This window comes from Natrinema pallidum, from assembly GCF_005890195.1.
In the GTDB taxonomy this organism is placed as follows: Archaea; Halobacteriota; Halobacteria; order Halobacteriales; family Natrialbaceae; genus Natrinema; species Natrinema pallidum.
In genome coordinates, this window is record NZ_CP040637.1 from 255,384 (window position 1) to 277,667 (window position 22,284).

Below are 22,284 nucleotides of genomic sequence, written 5' to 3' on the forward strand. Positions count from 1 at the left end.
GCGGCCGTGACCGACTGCATCTTCTACGGCGGCAAGGGCGGCGTCGGTAAAACGACCTGCGCGGCCGCGACCGCTCTCAAACTCGCCGCCGCCGACCGGGAGACGCTCGTCGTTTCGACCGATCCAGCGCACTCGCTCGCCGACTCGCTCGAGGCCGATATCGGTTCGGAACCGACCGAACTCGCGGCACCCGTCGCCCACGATCGGGGTGACACTGCGACGGCACCCGCCGCGGAGACGGACCCGGCGGGCGGCCTGTGGGCCGTCGAAATCGATCCCGAGACCCAACGCGAGCGGTACGAGAAACTGGCGCGGGCGCTGGCCGCCGACCTCCGGCGTGCCGGGATCAGTCTGTCCGATGCGGAGGTCGAACGGCTCTTCGCGACGAGTGCGCCGGCCGGCAGCGACGAGATCGCGGCGCTCGATTTACTGGTCGAGTACGTCGACGCGGACGAGTGGGACACCGTTGTTTTCGACACCGCGCCGACGGGGCACACCCTCCGGCTGTTCGACACCCCCGAGATGATGGGACTGGCACTCGAGACGGCGCGGTCGCTTCGCGGGCAGGCAAAGCGGATCGGCAACGCCGCCCGAACGGCCGTCCTGGGGCCGATGTCGATGATGACTGCCAACAGCGACGACGAAGACGAGAGTCTGGAGGCGTTTCAGACCCGCCTCGAGCGCGCCCGCGACCTCCTCGTCGATCCGGCACGGACCGAGTTTCGGGTGGTCCTCACGCCGGAATCGATGGCGATTTCGGAATCCGCCCGGCTCGTCGATCGACTCCGCGAGGCCGACGTGCCGGTCGAACGGCTGATCGTGAACCGCGTCCTCGAGGCCCCCCACGAGGGCTGTCCGCGCTGTCGGTCGCGTCGGGAGCGCCACGAGGCTCGGCTCGCGGAGATTCGATCGACGTTTCCGGACCTCGAGGTCGTGACGCTTCCCGAACTCGAGGGGGAAGTTGGGGGACGCGAGTCGCTGGCCGTGATCGCCGAGCGGGTGCCGGCCTGAGCGACCGAGCCGGCTTCGGCACTGGAATTATGTCGTTCGACGGTCTGCGTTTCAGTATGTCGCTCTCGCTCGGCCGGAACTCGTCTCCGATCGTTACGTGGATCGGCGTCGCCGTCGCGCTCGTCGCCATCGTCGGCACGCAGGTCCTCGGCTGGGAATGGGGCTCCGGACGGCTCGTCCCGACGTTGATCGGCATCGTCGCCGCAGGCCTCGCTGTCGCCGTGGTTCTCAGCCGTCGCGAGTGAGGCCGCGGTCGTCGTCAGTCCTGGTAAGAGAGTGCCGTCATCGTTCCGCGTAGCGGGACCGGCGAGAGCATGCCCCCATCGTTCGTCGTTGTACTTCGGTTGTCGGCCACCCGCATATCGCGATCTCCTCTCGGCAAGTATTGTGGGATATTATACAATAACCACGAAACTTATACTCCGACACTGACTGTTCGCGGTCGTAGCTGGCACGCTACTGATCCACGTGAAGCGCCTCGAGAAGTACTTGCGGTGGTTGTATCTGGTGAAAAGGGAACAGCGAATCTATCGCTGCTCGAACTGCGGGTGTACGTACGAGACCAACGAGATGACCTGTCAGGAATGTTGGGGTGGGCGGCTCGTCCGGATCAAATAGCCCGCGCCGCTTCGGCGTGGTCGGATTGCCGACGACGGCTCGGTCGGGTCGATCGGAGCGGTCACTCGTGGTCGATCCCGTTTTCCTCGAGCAGCGTTCGGAACTCGGAGGCGTCGAGAATCGGGACATCGTTGTCCCGCGCGTCTTCCTGCTTCGTCGCCCCCGGGTTCTCGCCGGCGACGAGGTAGTCGGTGTTGCCCGAGACGCTGCTCGTCGCGTTCGCGCCGTGGGTCTCGACGAGGTCCTGTGCTTCGCCTCTGGTCATGTCCTCGAGCGAGCCGGTGAAGACGAACGTCAGACCCGCGAGTTCGTCGCCGGTATCGATCGCGACCGCCTGCGGTGAGACGTGCTCGAGCACGTCGTCGACGACGGCGGCGTTGGCCTCGCTCAGGAAGAACTCGTGGATCGTCTCGGCAACCGTGTCGCCCACATCGCTGACGCGCTCGAGTCGCTCGGGATCGGTTTCGGCGGCCTCGCGGAACGCCTCGACGGTCTCGAACTCGCGGGCGAGTTCGCGAGCCGTCGTCGGGCCGACGAGGGGGATGCCCAGCGCGGAGAGGAAGTCCGGCAACGGCGGCTCGCGGCTGGCGTCGATCTCCGCGAGCAGGTTCTCGGCGCTGGTCTTGCCCCAGCCCTCGAGATCGGTGAGGTCCGCTCGGTCGAGTTCGTAGAGGTCCGCGACGGAGTCGAGCAATCCGGCGTCGACGAGTTGGCGGACGCTTCGCTCGCCGAGCCCCTCGAGATCGAGGCCGTCGTCGCTGGCGTAGTACTCGATCGACCGACGCAGTTGCGCGTCACAGCCCAGGCCGCCGGTACAGAACGCCATCGGACCGTCGCGCTCGACCGGGCTGTCACAGACGGGACACGCGTCGGGGAGTTCGTAGTGGCCCTCGCTGTCTTTCTCGACGACCTCCTCGACGTACGGGATTACGTCGCCCGCGCGCTGGACCCGAACCGTGTCGCCGATATTGACGTTTTTTTCGGCGATCTCCTCGGGGTTGTGGAGGCTCGCCCGCGAGACGGTGACGCCGCCGACGTCGACCGGCTCGAGCAAGGCGACGGGGGTCAGTCGGCCGGTTCGGCCGACCTGAACCGCCACGTCGACGATGGGCGTCACTTCCGCGCGGGCCGGGAACTTGTAGGCGAAGGCGTAGCGGTCGTGACGAGCCGTCCGGCCGAGTTCCTCGCGGGCCTCGCGGTCGTCGACCTTGATCACGGTGCCGTCGATCTCGTAGTCCAGTTCGTCACGGCCCTCGAGCATGCGGTCGCGGTAGTCGATGGCCTCGTCGATGTCGGCAGCGAGTTCGACGTGGTCGGCGATCCGCAGCCCCCAGTCGGGCAACCGCTCGAGTTCGGCATACTGGGTGTCTGCGAGTTCGCTGGCCGCGAGCACGTCGAAGTAGAAGACCGCGAGGGGACGCTCGGCGACGACAGCGGGATCGAGCTGTCGGATCGTGCCGGCGGTGGCGTTTCGTGGGTTGGCAAACGGCTCCTCGCCGCGCTCGATGCGCTCGCGGTTGTACGCCTGGAAGGCGTCTTTGGGCATGTAGACCTCGCCTCTGACCGCGAGGAAGTCGGGATAGTCGCCGTGGAGGTGCTGCGGGACGGCACCGATCGTGCGCGCGTTGCGCGTGACATCGTCGCCTTCGCGGCCGTCTCCGCGGGTGACCGCGCGCTCGAGATGCCCCTCCTCGTAGACGAACTCCATGGAGACGCCGTCGAATTTGGGCTCACAGACGTACCGGACGTCGCCGACCTCCCGCTGTACGCGGTCGTCGAATTCGCGGACGTCCTCGACGTCGCCGCTCCCCTCGATCGAGAGCATCGGCGCGACGTGCTCGACCGTCTCGAACTCCTCGACCGGCTCGCCGCCGACGCTTCGGGTGGGACTGTCCGGATGGGAGAGATCGAATTCCGACTCGAGTTCGCGCAGGCGGCCGAACAGGGCGTCGTACGTTCGGTCGGCGATGAGCGGCTCGCTCTCGACGTAGTACCGCCGATCGTGCTCGCGGATGGCCTCGCGGAGTCGCTCGACCTGCTCGCGGGCCGCCGTCTCCGAAAGCGCTTCGACCGGCCCGAAGTCGGTCGGCGGGTCTCGGAGGTACGGGTTTTCCTCGTTCTCGTCGACGACTGGCATTGCTCGAGGGTAACTGCCCGCCCCCGTTAACCTTACTGACCGCGGCGCACCCGATACCGACCGATTCGCGCCGGATCGGGCCGGGACGCGCTATTTCCACGGGTTATCTACCAGTTCGGTATGGACGCTCGAGCCGACGGCGATCCGACAGTCGGCTCGCGGCGAGGCGATACACAGCAGGACGTAGCCGTCCGACAGGTGTCGTTCCTTCAGTGCCCGGGGCGGACGGGGATAGGCGATGGCTGTCTCGATGCCGTGGCCCTCGGCATCGCCGCTATCGGGTTCCGGCTCCGCTCCGTCGACCGCGAGCAGTCGTCCCGTACAGGTTCCGCAGGCACCGGTCCGACAGCCGAACGGGAGCGCGATGTCGGCCCGTTCGGCCCCGTCCAGCACCGTCTCGTCCTCGCGAACCGCGACCGTCCGCGTCCGATCGCCGGGCCACTCGAGGGTAACCGCGTGGCTCGGCGGCCGGTCGTTCGAGTGTCCGCTCACTGCCAGACGTCGCTCGTGCAGTCGCCGTCGGGCCACCGGATCTCGTGGGCGCGGGCGGGTCCGTCGGGGCACTCACCCCAGTCGACGAGGAAGTCCTCGTCGAGCTCGAGCCGTCCGTTGCGGGGGTCGACATCGGCTTTCAGCATCACCGATCCCTGCTCACCCTCCTCGGGGTAGAACTGGTCGTCCCACGACGAGAACAACGACGTGGTCCAGTAGAGGCGCTCGCCGTCGAGGGAGAGCTGGATCATCTGTGGGCCGGCGTTCAGTTCGCGGCCCTGGACTTCCTGCACGTCGCCGAAGGTACCGCCGACCGACAGCGAGTCGGCCCGCCGCGGGTTCGACGGATCCGAGATATCGTACATCCAGACCTCGCCGTGGAGCCAGTTCGAGCCGAACAGGTACCGATCGTCCATCGAAATCAGGATATCCGTCGTTAGCCCCGGCACGGGCATCTCCCAGTCGGGGTGTTCTCGGCTCTCGAAATCGATCACCTTCTCGGCGCGGTACGCCCCGTCCCCATCGTTTGCGCCCCCGTCGTACCAGAAGTGAAACATGTTCGACGAGAGCGCGGTCCCGACGAACCCATGGGTCGATTCGGGCGTGTGGAGGAATCGCACCTCGAGCGGAATCAGTCCCTCCTCACCGAGATCGATCGTCTGCTCGACGGTACCGCTCTCCCAGTCCCAGAAGTGGAGCCGCCGTCCGTAGTTGCCGGCCTCGACGTCGTCGAGATCGAAGCCCGGATAGTAGGTCTTCGGCGCGGCCCACTCGGTGGAGACCATCACGTTCTGGCGAGGCTGGTACCAGTAGTCGTAGTTCATCTCGATCTCGCCCGGCGGCTCCCACCGCCCTTCGATCTCGAAGTCCTCGTTCAACTCGAGGAAGCCGCCCGGTAACTCGCCGTCGGCGTCGCCGAGCATGCTGATCAGGATCTCCCCGTCGGGGATACAGTGGACGGTGTGCGGTGCCGAGAGGTCGTACTCGAAGACCTCCTCGGGTTCGATTACCGTCTCCAGTTCGGGATTCCGCCGGTCTTTGGCATCGATCACGTGGATCCGCGAGGAGCGCTGGCCGGGGACGATCAGGTGTCGCCGCTCGAGGCCCTCCATGTGACACGACGAGGAGCAGGCGTTCCACCCGAAGTGGTGGAGCTCGTCGCCGCGTTCGGGCATCTCGATCCGATCGACGATCTCGCAGTAGGTGTCCGAGTTCGGATCGAGATCGACGACCGCCACGAAGTCCGACGCGTCGACGTCCGTGCCGACGTAGAGGCTCATCACGTAGGCCAGTTTCTCTCGCTCGCCTTCTTCGATGGCGGCCTGCGGCGTCGCGTAGCCGGGCCCTTCGTGGTGGTGCTCGTGGTCGTGGGCGGTATCGGACTGGTGTTCATGTGCCGATTCATCGCCTGCCGATTCTGTGTCGGCGTCACTCATGGTGGCCAGTACCACAACCGGGGTAATAAGTCTGGCACGCATCGATCGGTCAGGGGGAGTTGACTCGCTCCCGCTGGCACCCTCGTCGGACGACAGTTGACTCAGCGGTAGCTCACTCGAGAGTTGCCCCGTCGGCTTCGCGCTCGAGTCGCGGATCGGGATCAATTTCTACCTCTGCCTCTCCTGGGGCATCATGCTGATCGCGGCGCTGGTCTGCTGTTTGATTCAGGTAACGACTAAACGCGAGGGCATCGTTGTTGTGATTGGAACGATCTACTCCTGGACGTAGGCCTCCATCAACTCCACGGCGTCCGTATATCCGAGTTCCGTCACCCACTCCAGCACAGATTGACCGGTCTCATCCGTCGCAGTCGGATCCGCCCCGTGCTCGAGGAGCATTTTCATATACTTCCGATCACTCTGCCCGTTTATAACCGTCATTGCAAGCGGATACCGGCCCTTGTTATCGAGGATATTCGGGTCAGCACCCGCATCAAGCAACACTTCGACCACATCATAGTTCTCAACTTCTAACGCAGTCAGCAACGGTGTATTACCACCACTGTCCTGAGCATCCAGATTAATTCCGCGATCAATCAACTCCCTCGCTATGTCTGGACGACCCGAAATAGCCGCCTGATGCAAGAGGGTGCTTCCATTGTCAGATCGATGAGTCAGGTCAGCGTTGTCGACGAGCTCATCGAACGTCTCCCTATCACCCTCTACTACCGCTGATTCAATGTCGGTTCTACTGTACAGGTTGTCGGATCCGTTATCACTACTCATACATCAGTGGCCCTCACTTCTCCACCTAATACTGATCTTTTTCGTGCTCTCCGGAACGACTTACGCGACGAGATTCTAGGCGATAGTGAACTAGGTTTCCGAAACTCGTCCACGAACTCCTCATATGATAGATTCTCCGTCAATACTGCTCCCTGAGAGACAGATATTCACGGTGGTGCTTGTGCCATTGATACCAATTAGTCCGCTCTACAGTGTACCAGCCGATCTACTCTTGGACATTGGATTCCATTAGCTCTGCTACGTCCGTTTTCCTAATCCTTCTCAACCATTCCAGCACCGATTCTCCAGACTCATCCGATGCCGTTGGATCAGCACCATGCTCAAGGAGCATTTTTAATTTTCCACCTCTTTGTCCTCTCGTCACCGCCATCGAAAGTGCACATCTCCCGCTGTTATCGAAGATATTCGGATCAGCACCACCCTCAAGCAACACCTCAGCTGTGTCATAATTTTCAACTTCCAAAGCAGTAAGCAACGGGGTAAGACCTCCATTGTTCTGAGCATCAAGGTCGATTCCTCGACCAATCAGCTCCCTCGCTATTTCTGGACGACCTGAGCCAGCCGCCTCATGTAAGAGCGTATTCCCATTATCAGCTCGATGCGTCAGGTCAGCGTCGTCGATGAGGTCGTCGAATTTCTCTTTTTCGTCCTGGATAATCGCATTCTCGATGTCGGTGCTACTGTACAGATCGTCAGGTCCGTTGTCTTCACTCATAGGTTCTCACTCCAGTTGACCTCACTTCTCCTCCCAATGCTGACCTTCTTTTTCATGCTCTCCGGAACTGCTCGCGCGACGAGATTCTGGCCGATAGTGATCGAGGTTTCTGAAATCCGTCTATGAACTCCTCATATGAGATGATTCCACGTAGGTAGTACTCTCTGAGAGACAGATATTCATGCTGGGCTTGTGCCCCTGATATCGATTAATCTGCTCTACTGTGAGCCAGCGGATCTACTCTTCGACGTAGGATTCCATCAGTTCCGCGACGTCTGTTATCCCGTGCGTTCTCACCCACTCTAACACAGATTCCCCGGACTCATCCGACGCCGTCGGATCAGCACCGTGTTCAAGGAGCATTTTCACGATTGTCCGATCCTTTCGGCCCCGCGTAACTGCCACCGAAAGCGGACATCTCCCATTGTTATCGAAGATATTCGGATCAGCACCACCCTCAAGCAACACCTCGACTGTGTCATAGTTTTCAAGTTCCACAGCTTTCAGCAACGCAGTATGACCCCCATCATTCTGAGCATCCACATCAATCCCCCGATCAATCAGCTCTCTCGCCATTTCTGGACGATCACGGCCAGCCGTGTGATGCAAGAGAGTACTTCCATTATCAGATCGATGGCTTAGATCGGCATCATTAATCAGCTCATCAAATGTCTCTCTATCGCCCTGTACGATCGCTGACTCAATATCGGTTCTACTGTACAGGTCGTCGGATCCTTTATCATTACTCATAGGTTCTCACTCCAGAGGTCCCCATTTTTCTTCCCAGTATTCACCCATCTCTTCATGCTTTCCGGAACTGCTCGCGTGAGGGCATTCTGGTTGATAATGGTCAGGATTTCTATACTCCGCTAAGAACTCTTCACGGGTAATGATTCCTCTCAAATAGTACTCAACCAGGTACCGGTACTCACGCTCCGGCTTATGCCCCATACACCAATCATCCCGATCAAGCGGTACCTCGTCGACTGCACAGAATACAATACCATTAGGACCTTTCGCTCTGTTCCACACCTCTTCTCGCTGTCCCGGTGCGTAGTCAGGACGTCGCTCGTCCGCCGAGGTCGGGCAGCCTCGAGACGATTCGACAACCCGTTCGGAGATGACGGCAGCAGTCCGCCCGATAGACGGAAATTCGACCGGAAAGAGTCGTAAGACAGACGACCGAGAACCGCCGTCTGATCGGTTCGTCCTGCCTTTCAGCCGAAACTATCGCTCCATGGACTATCGCCGACTTCGGCACGGACCCGCGGTCCGACTTCGATGCGGCAGTCGGCTCGAGGGGAGGCGATACACAGCAGGACGTAGCCGTCGTCCTGTTCGTCGTCTGTCAGTGCCTGTGGCGGCCGCTGATAGCCGAACGCGTCCGCAACGTCGAGCGGCCGGTCCGTCCCGTCGTCGCCGGATTCATCGTCGTCCTCGAGCGCGAGCAATCGGCCCACGCAGGTGATGCAGGTCCCGGCTCGGCAGTCGTACGGCAACCGGACGCCGAGCCGCTGGGCTGCTTCGAGTACCGTCTGGCTCTCGTCGACGTCGATCGTCCGCGTCCGGCCGTCGGTCCACTCGAGTGTCACGTCGTAGTTCGTCATCGGTGGCCCTCGGCTGTCGGTCGCCGCTCGGTCGTGGAACTCACGGTCGGGTATACGACGGACAGGGAAAAAAGAGTGGACGTGTCCAGTCGCCCGCCGTCGGTGCGCCCGATCGACCAAGTCCCAGTATTTACCCGCACCCGGCGCGTAGGGCCTGACAGATGGGACAGGGAACGGAGTTCGGACTGGTCGACCTCGAGGAAGCCGACACCCCGGGTGACGAGTGGGAGGAGATCGATATCTCGGAGACCGAGGCCGATCGAATCGCACGGAAGCGCGACCGGGAGTTCGAGCAGTTCGAGGAGCGCATCAAGGACGCCGACCAGTTCAAGGTCGAGCAGTCGGTGTTCGATGACGCGACCTTCGCGGCGCTGTACAAACTGGTTCAGGACGGCTACGTCGAGGCCTTCGGCGGGCCGCTCTCGACGGGCAAGGAGGCCAACGTCTACCACGCGCTGGGCGACGACCGCGAGGTCGCGGTCAAGATCTACCGGATCAACGCCTCGAACTTCACCCAGATGCGGGAGTACCTCGAGGGCGATCCCCGATTCGAGGGCTTAGGCGGCAAGAAGAAAGACGTCGTCCTCGCGTGGACGAAAAAGGAACTGGCGAACCTCCGGCGAGCACAGGCTGCCGGGGTTCGGGTTCCGGAGCCAATCGCGACCGAACGCAACGTCCTGGTCATGGAGTACATCGGGACCGACGACGGCCGCGCGAAACGGCTCGGCGAGGTCCACATCGAGAACCCGCAGACCGCCTACGAGGTCATGCGTGAATACATGCGCCGGCTCTACTCGGCCGGCCTGATCCACGGCGATCTCAGCGAGTACAACGTCGTCTTCGACGAGACCGAGGGCCAACTCGTGTTTATCGACCTCGGGCAGGCCGTGACGGTCCATCACCCGAACAGCCGCGACTTCCTCGAGCGGGACTGTCGAAACGTGGCGGGCTTTTTCTCCCGGCAAGGGCTCGAGGTGACGGCGGACGACCTCCTCGAGTTCGTCACGAGCCCGGAGCCCGATCCCTCGCGGGACTGAACTCGGCCCGCAATCGGTCGGAAACACGCGCTCCGGTCCTCTGCGATCGCCACCCTCGAGTGGCGACGCCGACTTCGATCGTGCCGTCGTCTCGCGCCGACCCGTCCGAACCGCCGCCGCGACTCGAGACGGTGCGTGCGACGATGTCACGACGCACCCGTGCTCGCGGACCAAGCGCTTAACCTCACCCAGCCAGTAGCGGACTATATGCAGCACGTGAAGATTCCGCAGGACCGCATCGGCGTTCTCATCGGCGAAGGTGGCGAGACGATGCGCGAGATCGAGGCGGCGGCCGAAGTACGACTCGATATCGACTCGGAGAACGGCTCCGTCGCCGTCGAAACGGTCGGCGATCCCGTGCTCGGCCTCAAGGGCCCCGAGATCGTTCGCGCGATCGGCCGCGGCTTCGCGCCCGAGGACGCCCTGCGGCTGCTCGAGGACGACATGATGTTGTTCGACGTCGTCGACATCGACGCCGCCGCGCGCAACAAAAACGACATGAAACGCAAGAAGGGGCGGCTGATCGGCGAGGGCGGCCGGACCCGCGAACTGATGGAGGAACTGACCGGGGCCGACGTCGTCATCTACGGCTCGACGCTCGGGGTCATCGGCGCGCCACAGGAGGTCGACGCCGTTCGCAGCGCCGCCGAGATGCTCTTGGACGGCGCGCCCCACGGCGCGGTCTACTCCTTCCTCGAGGAGAAGCACAACGAGATGAAACACAAGGGGATGGAGTACCACCGGTTCCCCGGCGGCCAATCCTGACCTCGGACCTGTTTCGGTAGCGTCGTTTCGTTCTCTGCTCCCCGATGTGAGCCCATCGTCCGAACCGCTTTTCCATCGGTCGTCGACTCTCCGCCGAATCCCCAGTGACGCGGTATCTACCCGCCGATTCTCATACAGTGTGACTATATATACCCGGCGAGCAGTCGGATCGAAAACGCACGACAGGGAGTACCTCGAGCCACCCTGCCCGATCAATTGGGAAAGGTTTATATAGAATCACAATCAATCCTTCGAGTGACTATGGCTCAACAGCAGATGGGCAACCAGCCCCTTATCGTACTCTCGGAGGACAGCCAGCGAACCTCCGGGGAGGACGCGCAGTCGATGAACGTGCAGGCCGGGAAGGCCGTCGCCGAGTCGGTTCGGACGACGCTCGGCCCGAAGGGGATGGACAAGATGCTCGTCGACTCCTCGGGCAACGTCATCGTCACGAACGACGGTGTCACGCTGCTCTCGGAGATGGAGATCGATCACCCCGCGGCCGACATGATCGTCGAAGTCGCCGAGACGCAGGAAGAGGAAGTCGGTGACGGAACGACGAGCGCCGTCGTCGTCGCCGGCGAACTCCTCAGCCAGGCCGAGGACCTGCTGGACCAGGACATCCACGCGACCACCCTCGCCCAGGGATACCGAGAGGCCGCCGAAGCGGCCACCGAGGCCCTGGAAGAGATCGCCATCGATGTCGACGAAGACGATACCGAAATCCTCGAGCAGATCGCCGCGACGGCGATGACCGGCAAGGGCGCGGAGAACGCCAAGGACCTGCTTTCGGGGCTCATCGTCGAGGCCGTTCGCGCGGTCGCCGACGACGACGGCGTCGACACGGACAACATCAAAGTCGAGAAGGTCGTCGGCGGCTCCGTCGAGAACTCCGAACTCGTCGAGGGCGTCATCGTCGACAAGGAGCGCGTCTCCGAGAACATGCCGTACTTCGCCGAGGACGCCGACATCGCGATCGTCGACGGCGACTTGGAGATCAAAGAGACCGAGATCGACGCCGAGGTCAACGTCACCGACCCCGACCAGCTCGAGCAGTTCCTCGAACAGGAGGAAGCACAGCTGCGCGAGATGGCCGAACAGGTCGCTGACGCCGGTGCCGATGTCGTCTTCGTCGACGGCGGCATCGACGACATGGCCCAGCACTACCTCGCACAGGAGGGCATCATCGCCGTCCGTCGCGTCAAGTCCAGCGACCAGGCTCAGCTCGCTCGCGCGACCGGCGCAACGCCGGTCTCGAGCGTCGACGACCTGACCGAGGACGACCTCGGCGCTGCCGGTAGCGTTGCACAGAAGGAGATCGCCGGCGACCAGCGTATCTTCGTCGAGGACGTCGACGACGCCAAGGCCGTCACCCTGATCCTCCGCGGCGGTACCGAGCACGTCATCGACGAGATCGACCGCGCCGTCGAGGACTCGCTGGGCGTCGTCCGGACGACCGTCGAGGACGGGAAGGTGCTCGCCGGCGGCGGCGCACCCGAGATCGATATCTCGCTCTCGCTGCGCGACTACGCCGACTCCGTCGGCGGCCGCGAGCAACTCGCCGTCGAAGCATTCGCGGACGCGCTCGAGGTCATCCCGCGTACGCTGGCCGAGAACGCGGGTCTCGATCCCATCGACTCGCTGGTCGAGCTTCGCAGTGCCCACGACGGCGGCGACACCGCCGCCGGGCTCGACGCCTACACCGGCGACACCATCGATATGGACGCCGAGGGCGTCTACGAGCCGCTTCGCGTGAAGACCCAGGCCATCGAGTCCGCCACCGAGGCGGCCGTCATGCTGCTGCGCATCGACGACGTCATCGCCGCGGGCGACCTCGCGGTCTCCCACGATGACGACGACGAAGACATGCCTGCCGGTGGCCCCGGTGGCATGGGCGGCGGTATGGGCGGTATGGGCGGCGGCATGGGCGGCATGATGTAACCGAGGTCCGAGTACACCAACGACCTCGAGACGACGCCACGAGCCAGAAACCGACTTCCCGTTCCGGGGCGGGACGCCATCACGGAACGGGAAGTCGGCCCGATACCACTCTTCGTTCCGGGACGCTTTTCGTCCCTCCGCGTCGGCCGTCAGCCCGCTCGGGTCGGCGGTCCTCGCGGGGACAATCGGTGGAAGACACTACCGGTCGGCCCGCTCTGTCCGCCGTTTCGAGTCGGCCCGTCTTCAGTTCCCGTTTCGTCTCGCTCCCGAATCCGATCCTCGAGTCGCTGCGCTCGGCCTCTCGATGGGTGATTACTCGTGACCGGCCGTCTCGAAACGCTCATATATTTTCACGATACTATCTACGGACGACGAACGCCGTCGCTCTGACACGACACCTGCGCTCGACGTGCCGATACACCGATACCCTGTCCCGTGGGGCCGATTACCACCGCCCATTAGTGTTGCTTAGTGTACATAATGCTCCCATACCGCATACGCCCCTTGAACCACGATAAACTAAGTAGTAGCCCGCAATATCCGCGGATATGAATACGCTTCTGTTGGATAGCGATGATGTCAACGAGCACGCACGAATGTCCGCTGTCATCGATGCGATCGAACAGGCCTTCGGTGCGTTCGAGCGCGGCACCACACAGATGCCCGCGAAGTCCTACATCGATCTCCCGCAGTACAACGGTGACTTCCGATCGATGCCCGCCTACCTCGATACGGGCGACTGGGACGCGGCCGGCCTGAAGTGGGTCAACGTCCATCCGGACAACCCCGCGGATCACGATCTCCCGACGGTACTGGGGACGATGATCTACTCCGATCCCGAGACCGCGATCCCGCTTGCCATCATGGACGGGACGGCACTGACGATGAAACGAACCGGTGCAGCGGCCGCCGTCGCCACCGACTATCTCGCTGTCGAGGACGCCTCGAGCCTCGGACTCATCGGGGCCGGCGTCCAGTCGTACACGCAACTCGAGGCGATCAGCGAGATTCGACCGATCGAGGAAGTCGTCGTTTCGGATCCCGACGAGGAGCGCGTACAGCGGTTCGTCGAGACCTACGAGGACCGCTTCGATATCCGCAGCGGCTCGATTTCCGAAGCCGGTCACTGCGACGTGTGTTCGACCGTGACGCCGGTCGAGGATCCGATCGTGGGACGCTCCGACGTCGGCGAGCACACACACATCAACGCGATGGGGGCCGACGCCGAGGGGAAACACGAACTGCACGACGAACTGCTGGACGCGGCGCGGATCGTCATCGACGACCACGAGCAGTGTACTCACTCGGGCGAGATCAACGTCCCCTACCACGAGGGCGTGTTGACCGACGCGGACATCCACGGCGAAATCGGCGAAGTCGTCGTCGGCTCGAAGGCGGGACGAACCGAGGAGACGGGCGTTACGGTCTTCGATTCGACCGGGCTCGCGATTCAGGACGTCGCGGCCGCGCGGGTCGTCTACGAAACCGCCCGCGAGGACGGTGCCGGCACCGACTTCGGACTGATCGATACCGACCAGTAGACGCCGACTCGCCGGTTGTCGCGATTGCGATCCTTTTCGATCGGAACGCCGTTTTCGACCGTTAGTCGTCCGTCTTCGTGACCTGTGGACGCTCGCCGGCGTCGGCTCCGAACGCCGTCTCGCGGAGGTCGGCTTCGATTTCCTCGAGCGACCGCCCTTTGGTCTCGGGCACGAGCCGATAACAGAAGAGCAATGCGAGCACCGAGAGTGCGCCGTACAGCCAGAACGTCCCCGTCTGCCCGACGATGTCGATCAGTCGCAGGAAAGTCAGCGACACGAGCAGGTTGCCGGCCCAGTTGACGACGGTGACGACGCCCATTGCTGTCCCGCGGATCTCCGTCGGGTAAATCTCGGAGATCAGCAGCCAGAAGACCGGTCCCAGTCCGATCGCGAAGAACGCGACGTACAACATCAGGCTCCCGGTCGCGATCCAGCCGATCGCACCCGAGAGACCGGGCAGGTAGAACGCGATGCCCAGGACGGCGAGCATGACGCTCATCCCGGCCAGTCCGAGGAGCAACAGCGGACGGCGGCCCGTACGGTCGATCAACAGCACCGCGGCAACGGTCATGGTGACGTTGACGACGCCGATACCGACAGTCGCCAGGATCGAGGCGGTGTTCGCGAAGCCGGTCGACTCGAGGATCGTCGGCGCGTAGTACATGACCGTGTTGATGCCGGTCACCTGCTGGAACACCGCCAAGCCGACGCCGACGATCAGCATCGGTCGCACCCACGGCTCGAAGAGGTCGCGGAGCGTCCCGGACTCGGTGTGGATCGTCTCTTTGATCTCGCGCAGTTCGTCCTCGACCTGGGTCTCGACGCGGGTACTGGCGAGCACCTCGCGGGCGTCGCTTTCGCGGCCGTGTTCGTAGAGCCAGCGGGGGCTCTCGGGCATGAACAGCATGCCGACGAACAGGACCGCGGCGGGGACCATGCCGAGGCCGAGCATCCAGCGCCACTCGCCGCCGCCGGCGAACGCGAAGTTCACGAGGTAGGCGATGAGGATGCCGCTGGTGATCGTCAGTTGGTTGAGCGAGACCAACGAGCCGCGGATCTTCGGCGGCGAGATCTCGGAGATGTACAGCGGACCGACGACCGAGGCGAATCCGACGCCGATCCCGTCGACGATTCGACCGACGATCAGTATCTCGACGGTCGGCGCGATCGCCATGATGAGCGACCCGACGAAGAAGACGACGGCACCCACGAGGATGAGTCGTCGTCGACCGAGTCGATCCGCGAGTCGGCCGCCCAGCGCCGCCCCGATGATCGCACCGATCATCGCCCCGCTAACGATGATCCCTTCGATCAGCGAGGCGTTCATCGAATAGCCGAAGACGGTCGCCAGTTCGAACGTGTTTCGAATGTACAACATCGCGCCGGAGATGACGCCGGTGTCGAACCCGAACAGTAGCCCGTTGAGCGCGGCCAACGCCGCGACGACGTAGATGAACGAATTCCGATCGTTGCCGGTCGTTCCTGTGCGTGTCATTGACATCGATACTATGTGGAAATATTGTTTCATACCGTAGTTAACAAACCTAACGATGCCCGTCCACACACGACAGGTCTGTGACGTTCGTGCTCGAGACGCGATACGGGACCGTCTCGGCGGTCCGACGGCCCATCGACGGTCCCGTACCGGCTGGCCGTGGCTTTCCGTCGGGGCGCGGTCAGTGGTCGGATCGCCGGTCGGCGTCGAATCGGGCGGGAGCGTCGTGTGCCGTCTCACCCGTTTGTCGTTCCTGCGAAACGCTACGTAATTCGCTTCGGTGGCCCCGACCTGCATCCGGGCACGGTAGACGGGCACTCTCGTCGCCCGGCCGACGGTCGCCGCGACGAACGAGTTTCCGACATCGATGCTAAAAAACAGGCCCGGATGGCCCCGATACCTGACGGAGGTCGACCGTTGAGTTCGCCGACGGCCAGCCGCGTGACCGACGGCGTCCCGCGTCTCGAGCGTCACCTAACCGGGGACGTGCGGGCGAAGCGCGTCGGGGGTGACCGGCCAGTGAGTGAACAGCCGGTCACGCCACGTCATCGAAGGTGTGGGCTGGTCGGCGACGTACCATCCACGACCGGCCATCGAACGGGAGCTTACGGTATGCGTTCATTCTCGAAGCCATCCGGTGCTGTCGCGCTCCCACCACGAGCCGGGGTGTAAATCGGACCGCCTGCTGTCGGTTCCGATAGCGGTTCGATCGGCGTGCCGTCAGTCGTCGATTTCGATCGCGGGTCGTCCGGGCTCGGCGTTCGCGAGCACGTCCTCGTCGGCCTCGGCGGCGCGAACGACGCGAACCGGAGCGTCGAACTCGCGCTCGATCAGCCACGCCGCGGACTCGAGGGCCGCGTACTCGGCGTCCGGTTCGAGCGTCATCGACAGCGCCTCGCGCTCGGCCTGCAGGTCCTGGCCGTAATCGGCCGCGGCGTCGCCCTGTTCGCGGATATGACCCTCCTGCATGAGTTCGCCGATCAGGTTATCCGCGTCGCTCTCGATCGCGATCTCCAAGGCGTCGTACTTCCACTCGGGCGCGACGACCACGTCGATTCCGAGGGGGTCCTCGATCCCGGCGACATCGACGATGTCGCGGATGTCTTCGCGGGTGTTCTCGACCAGCCGACGGCGTTTGGCGACGTAGTCGCGGTCGACCTCGGCGGTCGGCCACGCGGCCTCGGCGACGAACCCATCGCCGCCCAGTTCGTCGTACAGTTCCTCCGCGATGTGGGGCGCGACCGGCGCGAGCAAACGGACCACGGCCGACAGTCCGCGTTCGTAGGTCTCGGCGTGGGGCTCGGTGTAGTCGGCGTATTGGCGCAGCGTTCGCACGAGGTCCTGCGTTTCCCGCAGCGCCTTGTTGAACGTCAGGTCGTCGTACTCCGCCGTGGCGATGGCGATCGTCGCGTCGATCTCCGCGTCGACGTAACTCGCGATCGCGTCGTCGTCGCCGTCGGGCGTCTCGGCCGCGTACTCCTCGACCAACCCCTGCAACCGCTCGAGGAAGGCGTACGTCGACTGGACGCCTTCTTCGCTCCAGTCGAAGTCGCGTTCGGGCTGGGCGGCCTGCATCATGAACAGGCGCGCGGTGTCCGCGCCGTACTCCTCGACGATCCGCTGGGGGGAGACGACGTTCCCCTTGGATTTGGACATCTTCTCGCCCTCCAACTGAACCATTCCCTGTGCCAGCAGGTCCGTAAACGGCTCGCGGTGCTCGAGGCCCTCGTTGTCGGCCAGCACCTTCGTGAAGAACCGGGAATAGAGCAGGTGCATCACGGCGTGTTCGATGCCGCCGACGTACTGGTCGACCGGCATCCAGTCGTTGGCCCGCTCGCGGTCGAAGGGGGCGTCCTCGAGGTCCGGCGAGACGTACCGCAGGAAGTACCACGAGGAGTCGACGAAGGTATCCATCGTGTCGGTTTCGCGGGTCGCGTCGGCCCCACACTCCGGACACGTGGTCCGTTGCCACTCCTCGGCGGCGTCCAGCGGGTTCCCGGTCGTGTTGATGAACTCGGGGAGTTCGACCGGCAGGTCCTCGTCTGGGACCATGACGGGGCCACAGTCGTCGCAGTGGACGACCGGGATCGGCGTCCCCCAGTAACGCTGCCGGGAGATTCCCCAGTCGCGCAGTTGATACTGGGTGGCCTCCTCGGCGCTGTCGATGTCCGCGGTCAGCCGTTCGCGGGCTGTTTCGCTGTCCAGCCCGCTGTACTCGCCGGCGTCGATCAGGACACCGTCCTCGGTGTAGGCCGACTCGCTTACGTCGGGCGCGGTCGGTTCCTCGTCACCGTCGGGTTCGGGGGCGATGACCGGCCGGATGTCGATACCCATCTTTTCGGCGAAGGCGTGGTCGCGCTCGTCGTGGGCCGGCACGGCCATCAGCGCGCCCGTCCCGACGTCCGAGAGGACGAAGTCGGCGACGTAGACGGGAATCTCCTCGCCGGTCGCGGGGTTCGTGGCGGTCAGGCCGGTCTCGACGCCGTTGGGTTCGTCGCCGTCGGGATCGGCCTCGTGATCGACGAACCGGCGAATCTCGTCGTCCTCCTCGGCCAATTCCTCGCTGATCGGGTGATCCGGCGCGAGCGCGAAGAAGGTCGCTCCGTGGATCGTGTCGACACGGGTCGTAAAGGCCTCGACCGGGCCGTAGTCCTCGACGTGAAATTCGAGTTCCGTCCCGTGCTGGCGGCCGATCCAGTTGCGCTGCATCTGTCGCACCGAGTTGGGCCACCCCTCCAGGTCGTCGATGTCCTCGAGCAACTCGTCGGCGTACTCGGTGATCTGTAGGAACCACTGCTCGAGTTCGCGCTGTTCGACGGGCGTCTCACAGCGCCAGCAGAGTTCGGCCTCGCCCTCGACCTGCTCGTCGGCGAGGACGGTCTCGCAGTGGGGACACCAGTTGACGTCGGCATCGCGGCGCTCGACCAGTCCCTCCTCGTGGAACCGGGAGAACAGCCACTGGTTCCACTGGTAATAGTCGGGCGTGCAGGTGGTGATCTCCCGGTCCCAGTCGTAGCCAAAGCCCATCGACTCCATCTGTTCGGTCATGGTCTCGATGCAGTCGACGGTCCAGTCGCGCGGATTCGTATCGCGCTCTTTGGCCGCGTTCTCCGCGGGGAGGCCGAACGCGTCCCACCCCATCGGGTGGAGGACATCGTCGCCCTGCATTCGCCGGAAGCGAGCGTACGCGTCCGTGATCGTGTAGTTACGGACGTGGCCCATGTGGAGTTTGCCCGACGGATACGGGTACATTCCGAGGACGTACGTCGGGTCCTCGACGTTGTCGGCCGTCCGAAAGACGTCCGCGTCGTCCCACGCCTCTTGCCAGCGCCGTTCGACCGTCGCGTGGTCGTATCCCGCGTCGCTCATTTGCTTATATACCTCTAGAACGGGACGCCACCCTATACCTTTCCATACACTAGCTCGCTTCGCTCGGACCACCGATGACAGCCTCGAGACGGCTGCGTCCGTCGGCCGGCCGATATATAGTAGCACTGAAACGATTCCTACACTGGCCCCAACGCCGCATGCGGTCAGATGTGCAGTGACGACTATGGCTCGCCCTCGAGCACCGCAGGAGCCCTCGCCGATACCACGTCGCCGCTTCCGTGCCAGTGCCTCGACCCCCTCCGTCAGCGGTGTCCGTTCGACCGTGATGACCGCGCCGTGCCCGCGTTGTGGCAATCACTCGAGCGACGTATTAAAATGACATTCAAGTGGTGATGAATGTGTCTCTACCCCTTCTAACGAACGCACGAACGAGTTTGTGCCTTTCTCAAATTCCCATTCAGTCTGATATTGGCGAAAGTATTTTGATCTAATATGTTCATGTACCACGCATGACGATCCGACCGAACAGTTGCCAGCACCGGAGTCACCGCTCGTTCGGGCTCGAACGGACGAGTGAACGGGGGGTGACGGAACGTCCAACCGCCGCGTAGCGCCATCGGACCGGTCCCGTCGCCACGGGGCCACGTTACCGTCGCCGGACGACGGCCCGCAGGTAGCGCGGGGTGCCGATTCGTGGCGGGCCGTGGCGGTTTGATCGCGTCGGGATCCGCGACCGCTCGCACGGTACTCGAGACTCGACCCCGCGAGCGTGACAGTGCCGTCGGTCGAACAACGAGCAGCACGTCTCCATGACTAGGGTCGGACACTGGATCGACGAGGCGATCGCGCAATCGACCGCCCTCATCGTTTCCCGCCCGCGTACGATCGTTATCGTGTTCCTACTCCTGACCGCGTTTTTCGCCGCCGGAATCCCGTTGGTCGAAACGGAGACCGATCTCCGCGAGCGCTACTCCGACGGCCTCGACGTCAAAGAAACACAAGACGACGTCGAAGCGGACTTTCAGGGACCGTTCACGGCTGAGGACGAGACGACGCGACTCGTCCACGACGGGACCGATGTCCTCACACGGGAGGAACTCCTCCACGTTCTCCGCCTGCTCGAGCGAATCGATGATCGGCCGACGCTCAGAATGGAGTCCGCGGACGGCCCCGCGACGATGGTCGCGCAGGCGCTCGAGCCCGGAGCGGACACGCCGACCGAACAGCGCCGGGCCGTCGAACGGGCGACGGAGACCGAAATTCGGCAGGCGGTCCGAGAGGTCGGCTCGAGGCGGTCGTTCTCGAGGCTGGTCTCGGAGGACTTCAACCGCGATGGGGCGTCGGCATCGGCGTCGATTACGGTGATCTCCCACGACGTGCCATCCGCGTTCGACGACGAGGACATGGACGGCATCCTGACGACGATCGATACGATGGCGGCCGACGAGCCGGCCGATATCCGCGCGTTCGGTAGCGGTATCGTTGACTCCGAACTCGAAGACGTCATCAGCGATTCGTTCGTGATGGTCATGCCCGTCGTCGTGACGCTGCTTTTGGGTTTCCTCGCCGTCGCCTATCGAGACCCGTTCGATCTGTTACTCGGCCTGATCGCGTTGCTGATGACGATGATCTGGACGTTCGGGTTCCTCGGCTACGCCGGGATACCGTTCGGACAGGAGATGATCATCGTTCCCGTCCTGTTGTTGGCCGTCGGCGTCGACTTCGGGATCCACATTATCAACCGCTATCGCGAGGAAAAGATCCGGGGCGACGAGACGGTCCCCGCGATGCGTACCGCGACCAGCCAGCTCTCGGCCGCCTTTTTCATCGTGACCGCCACCGCGGTCTTCGGCTTCGGAGCGAACGTCTTCGCCGAACTCGAGCCGATGCGGGAGATGGGCCTTGTGGCTTCCGCCGGAATCATCTTTACGTTCGTCATCTTCAGCGGATGCTTGCCCGCGATGAAGTTGCAAGCCGACCGCTTTCGGGACCGACACGACGTCCGGGAGTTCAACTCGACCCCGATCGCCTCCGAGGAATCCTTGCTCGGTCGGCTGCTGGCTGTTTCCGCGACCGTCGGAAAGCGGGCTCCGCTCCTCATGGTCGTTCTCCTCGTGCTCTTCGGGGCCGGAATGGGTGCGTACGGCACCGGCGTCGAAACCACGTTCGAGGAGGAGGATTTCCTCCCGCCCGAAGAGGAAGCGTGGTACGTCGATTCCATCCCGGAACCGTTCGCCCCGGGCGAGTACACTGCCACGGAGACGCTCAACCTGCTTGAAGGGCGGTTCGCGGCCGATCAGGATCAGTCGATAACGATGTATGTCGAGGGACCGTTCGAGGAAGACCACGCGCTCGAGGCACTGGCGGCCCCTGACGATGATCCACCGGAGACGCTCGCCGTCGGGCCGAACGGACGGGCGGAATCACGGAGCATCGTCTCCGTGATTCAGTCCCGTGCCGACGCGGACCCCGAGTTCGCTGCGCTCGTCGCCCGTAACGACCGAGACAGGAACGGCATTCCCGACCGCAACCTCGACCGGATCTACGACGAGTTGTTCGCGTCGCCGGCAGGGCCAGCGGCGGAGCGGTACCTGACTCCCGACCGGCGAGCGGCCCAAGTCGAGTACACCATCGAATCGGACGCCACGATCGACGAAATCGCAGCGGACGGAGCCGACCACGCCGATTCCTTCCGCTACACCGCAACTGCGACGGGCACGCCCCTCATTTACAACGCGATCACCAACAGCCTGTTCGAATCATCGATCCAGGGGATGGTGCTTGCTATCGTGCTCTCGGCGGTCTTTCTCGTGATCGTGTACGGCGTTCTCGAGGGGAAACCGTGGATCGGACTCATCAACGTGTTTCCGATCATGATCGCCGTGTCGTGTCTTCTCGGTACGATGCGGCTGCTCGATATGCCGCTCAATGCCGTCACGGGACTACTCCTGTCGTTCGCTATCGGACTCGGCGTCGATTACGCTGTCCACTTCATGCATCGCTTCGTCGACGAGTATACTGCACACCCGGAGACGGTATCTGCGCTTACGACGACGCTGTCGAGTACCGGCGGTGCGCTCACCGGCAGTATGCTCACGACATCGATCGGAACGGGGGCGCTGATGCTCGCGATTACACCCGTGCTCGGTGACTTCGGGCTCCTGATCGCGTTGAGCGTGTTCTACTCGTTTGCCGCATCCATCGTTGCCCTGCCGCCTGCATTGGTTCTCTGGGATCGGGGTGTCACGTCCGACGCGACCGGCACCGCGCGGCTCAAAGCACTACTTGGAGCCTAATCGGCGTATGACCTCATCGACGACGCCGACCCGCGGACCGTCGTCGCGAGCGCTCT

At 63.5% G+C, this 22,284-nt stretch carries 18 protein-coding genes; 7 read left to right on the top strand and 11 right to left on the bottom strand.

Features of this window, described 5'->3' with window-relative positions:
• The first annotated feature begins 6 nt into the window (after nucleotides 1–6).
• Together FGF80_RS01205 and FGF80_RS01210 are read left to right on the top strand one after the other, a co-directional pair.
• Nucleotides 7–1,011, top strand: a complete 1,005-nt coding sequence (locus FGF80_RS01205) for an ArsA family ATPase (RefSeq protein ID WP_138651757.1) — start codon at nucleotides 7–9, stop codon at nucleotides 1,009–1,011.
• Between the two features lie 56 nt (nucleotides 1,012–1,067).
• Nucleotides 1,068–1,256, top strand: a complete 189-nt coding sequence (locus FGF80_RS01210; RefSeq protein ID WP_138651759.1) for a multidrug transporter — start codon at nucleotides 1,068–1,070, stop codon at nucleotides 1,254–1,256.
• A 434-nt stretch (nucleotides 1,257–1,690) separates the two neighbouring features.
• Here FGF80_RS01210 and ligA read toward each other — a convergent pair whose 3' ends face one another.
• From ligA to FGF80_RS01250, 8 genes are all read right to left on the bottom strand, one after another.
• On the bottom strand, nucleotides 1,691–3,766 hold the full coding sequence (gene ligA / locus FGF80_RS01215; RefSeq protein ID WP_138651761.1) for an NAD-dependent DNA ligase LigA: 2,076 nt from the start codon (nucleotides 3,764–3,766) through the stop codon (nucleotides 1,691–1,693).
• A 90-nt stretch (nucleotides 3,767–3,856) separates the two neighbouring features.
• Nucleotides 3,857–4,258: a 2Fe-2S iron-sulfur cluster-binding protein gene (locus FGF80_RS01220; RefSeq protein WP_138651763.1), complete on the bottom strand. Its 402-nt coding sequence runs from the start codon at nucleotides 4,256–4,258 to the stop codon at nucleotides 3,857–3,859.
• A complete protein-coding gene (locus FGF80_RS01225) occupies nucleotides 4,255–5,694 on the bottom strand; it encodes a selenium-binding protein SBP56-related protein (RefSeq protein WP_006185186.1) in 1,440 nt (479 codons plus the stop codon). Before FGF80_RS01225 ends, FGF80_RS01220 begins: the two co-directional genes overlap by 4 nt.
• A 273-nt stretch (nucleotides 5,695–5,967) precedes the next feature.
• Nucleotides 5,968–6,480 (bottom strand): ankyrin repeat domain-containing protein, encoded by a 513-nt coding sequence (locus tag FGF80_RS01230; protein ID WP_138651765.1) that lies wholly within the window; start codon nucleotides 6,478–6,480, stop codon nucleotides 5,968–5,970.
• Nucleotides 6,481–6,706: 226 nt separating this feature from the next.
• Nucleotides 6,707–7,216: an ankyrin repeat domain-containing protein gene (locus tag FGF80_RS01235; protein WP_138651767.1), complete on the bottom strand. Its 510-nt coding sequence runs from the start codon at nucleotides 7,214–7,216 to the stop codon at nucleotides 6,707–6,709.
• A gap of 237 nt (nucleotides 7,217–7,453) precedes the next feature.
• Nucleotides 7,454–7,966: an ankyrin repeat domain-containing protein gene (locus FGF80_RS01240; RefSeq protein WP_138651769.1), complete on the bottom strand. Its 513-nt coding sequence runs from the start codon at nucleotides 7,964–7,966 to the stop codon at nucleotides 7,454–7,456.
• 6 nt (nucleotides 7,967–7,972) lie between these two features.
• Nucleotides 7,973–8,248 (bottom strand): HNH/ENDO VII family nuclease, encoded by a 276-nt coding sequence (locus tag FGF80_RS01245; RefSeq protein ID WP_202978781.1) that lies wholly within the window; start codon nucleotides 8,246–8,248, stop codon nucleotides 7,973–7,975.
• 185 nt (nucleotides 8,249–8,433) lie between these two features.
• Nucleotides 8,434–8,823 (bottom strand): 2Fe-2S iron-sulfur cluster-binding protein, encoded by a 390-nt coding sequence (locus FGF80_RS01250; RefSeq protein WP_006185192.1) that lies wholly within the window; start codon nucleotides 8,821–8,823, stop codon nucleotides 8,434–8,436.
• A gap of 161 nt (nucleotides 8,824–8,984) precedes the next feature.
• Between FGF80_RS01250 and rio1 the strand changes: the two genes are divergently transcribed.
• From rio1 to FGF80_RS01270, 4 genes are all read left to right on the top strand, one after another.
• Nucleotides 8,985–9,860 carry a serine/threonine-protein kinase Rio1 gene (gene rio1 / locus FGF80_RS01255; RefSeq protein WP_006185193.1) on the top strand — a complete coding sequence of 292 codons (876 nt, stop codon included), beginning with the start codon at nucleotides 8,985–8,987 and terminating at the stop codon, nucleotides 9,858–9,860.
• A 207-nt stretch (nucleotides 9,861–10,067) separates the two neighbouring features.
• Nucleotides 10,068–10,625 carry a KH domain-containing protein gene (locus FGF80_RS01260; protein ID WP_138651771.1) on the top strand — a complete coding sequence of 186 codons (558 nt, stop codon included), beginning with the start codon at nucleotides 10,068–10,070 and terminating at the stop codon, nucleotides 10,623–10,625.
• A 276-nt stretch (nucleotides 10,626–10,901) separates the two neighbouring features.
• The gene (thsA, locus tag FGF80_RS01265) at nucleotides 10,902–12,566 is read left to right on the top strand and encodes a thermosome subunit alpha (RefSeq protein WP_006185195.1); all 1,665 of its coding nucleotides are present in this window, start codon (nucleotides 10,902–10,904) and stop codon (nucleotides 12,564–12,566) included.
• Between the two features lie 548 nt (nucleotides 12,567–13,114).
• Entirely contained in the window at nucleotides 13,115–14,107 is a 993-nt protein-coding gene (locus tag FGF80_RS01270; protein ID WP_138651773.1) for an ornithine cyclodeaminase family protein, read from the top strand.
• A 61-nt stretch (nucleotides 14,108–14,168) separates the two neighbouring features.
• Here FGF80_RS01270 and FGF80_RS01275 read toward each other — a convergent pair whose 3' ends face one another.
• The 3 genes from FGF80_RS01275 to leuS form a co-directional block, all read right to left on the bottom strand.
• Nucleotides 14,169–15,608, bottom strand: coding sequence for a sugar porter family MFS transporter (locus tag FGF80_RS01275; RefSeq protein WP_049908018.1), 1,440 nt, complete (start codon nucleotides 15,606–15,608; stop codon nucleotides 14,169–14,171).
• Nucleotides 15,609–16,076: 468 nt separating this feature from the next.
• Nucleotides 16,077–16,196 carry a DUF2071 domain-containing protein gene (locus tag FGF80_RS19875; RefSeq protein WP_394348250.1) on the bottom strand — a complete coding sequence of 40 codons (120 nt, stop codon included), beginning with the start codon at nucleotides 16,194–16,196 and terminating at the stop codon, nucleotides 16,077–16,079.
• A 126-nt stretch (nucleotides 16,197–16,322) separates the two neighbouring features.
• The gene (gene leuS, locus FGF80_RS01285) at nucleotides 16,323–18,971 is read right to left on the bottom strand and encodes a leucine--tRNA ligase (RefSeq protein ID WP_138651775.1); all 2,649 of its coding nucleotides are present in this window, start codon (nucleotides 18,969–18,971) and stop codon (nucleotides 16,323–16,325) included.
• A 770-nt stretch (nucleotides 18,972–19,741) separates the two neighbouring features.
• Here leuS and FGF80_RS01290 point away from each other — a divergent pair.
• A complete protein-coding gene (locus FGF80_RS01290) occupies nucleotides 19,742–22,228 on the top strand; it encodes an efflux RND transporter permease subunit (protein WP_138651777.1) in 2,487 nt (828 codons plus the stop codon).
• Nucleotides 22,229–22,284: the final 56 nt, after the last annotated feature.

What these genes read in the sequence shown, in the direction of transcription:
- FGF80_RS01240 (WP_138651769.1), bottom strand. Translation starts at nt 7,966, where the DNA reads ATGAGTAATGATAAAGGATCCGACGACCTGTACAGTAGAACCGATATT.
- FGF80_RS19875 (WP_394348250.1), bottom strand. Translation starts at nt 16,196, where the DNA reads ATGGCCGGTCGTGGATGGTACGTCGCCGACCAGCCCACACCTTCGATG.
- rio1 (WP_006185193.1), top strand. Translation starts at nt 8,985, where the DNA reads ATGGGACAGGGAACGGAGTTCGGACTGGTCGACCTCGAGGAAGCCGAC.
- thsA (WP_006185195.1), top strand. Translation starts at nt 10,902, where the DNA reads ATGGGCAACCAGCCCCTTATCGTACTCTCGGAGGACAGCCAGCGAACC.
- FGF80_RS01260 (WP_138651771.1), top strand. Translation starts at nt 10,068, where the DNA reads ATGCAGCACGTGAAGATTCCGCAGGACCGCATCGGCGTTCTCATCGGC.
- leuS (WP_138651775.1), bottom strand. Translation starts at nt 18,971, where the DNA reads ATGAGCGACGCGGGATACGACCACGCGACGGTCGAACGGCGCTGGCAA.
- FGF80_RS01225 (WP_006185186.1), bottom strand. Translation starts at nt 5,694, where the DNA reads ATGAGTGACGCCGACACAGAATCGGCAGGCGATGAATCGGCACATGAA.
- FGF80_RS01230 (WP_138651765.1), bottom strand. Translation starts at nt 6,480, where the DNA reads ATGAGTAGTGATAACGGATCCGACAACCTGTACAGTAGAACCGACATT.
- FGF80_RS01250 (WP_006185192.1), bottom strand. Translation starts at nt 8,823, where the DNA reads ATGACGAACTACGACGTGACACTCGAGTGGACCGACGGCCGGACGCGG.
- FGF80_RS01235 (WP_138651767.1), bottom strand. Translation starts at nt 7,216, where the DNA reads ATGAGTGAAGACAACGGACCTGACGATCTGTACAGTAGCACCGACATC.
- FGF80_RS01290 (WP_138651777.1), top strand. Translation starts at nt 19,742, where the DNA reads ATGACTAGGGTCGGACACTGGATCGACGAGGCGATCGCGCAATCGACC.
- FGF80_RS01275 (WP_049908018.1), bottom strand. Translation starts at nt 15,608, where the DNA reads ATGTCAATGACACGCACAGGAACGACCGGCAACGATCGGAATTCGTTC.
- FGF80_RS01270 (WP_138651773.1), top strand. Translation starts at nt 13,115, where the DNA reads ATGAATACGCTTCTGTTGGATAGCGATGATGTCAACGAGCACGCACGA.
- ligA (WP_138651761.1), bottom strand. Translation starts at nt 3,766, where the DNA reads ATGCCAGTCGTCGACGAGAACGAGGAAAACCCGTACCTCCGAGACCCG.
- FGF80_RS01210 (WP_138651759.1), top strand. Translation starts at nt 1,068, where the DNA reads ATGTCGCTCTCGCTCGGCCGGAACTCGTCTCCGATCGTTACGTGGATC.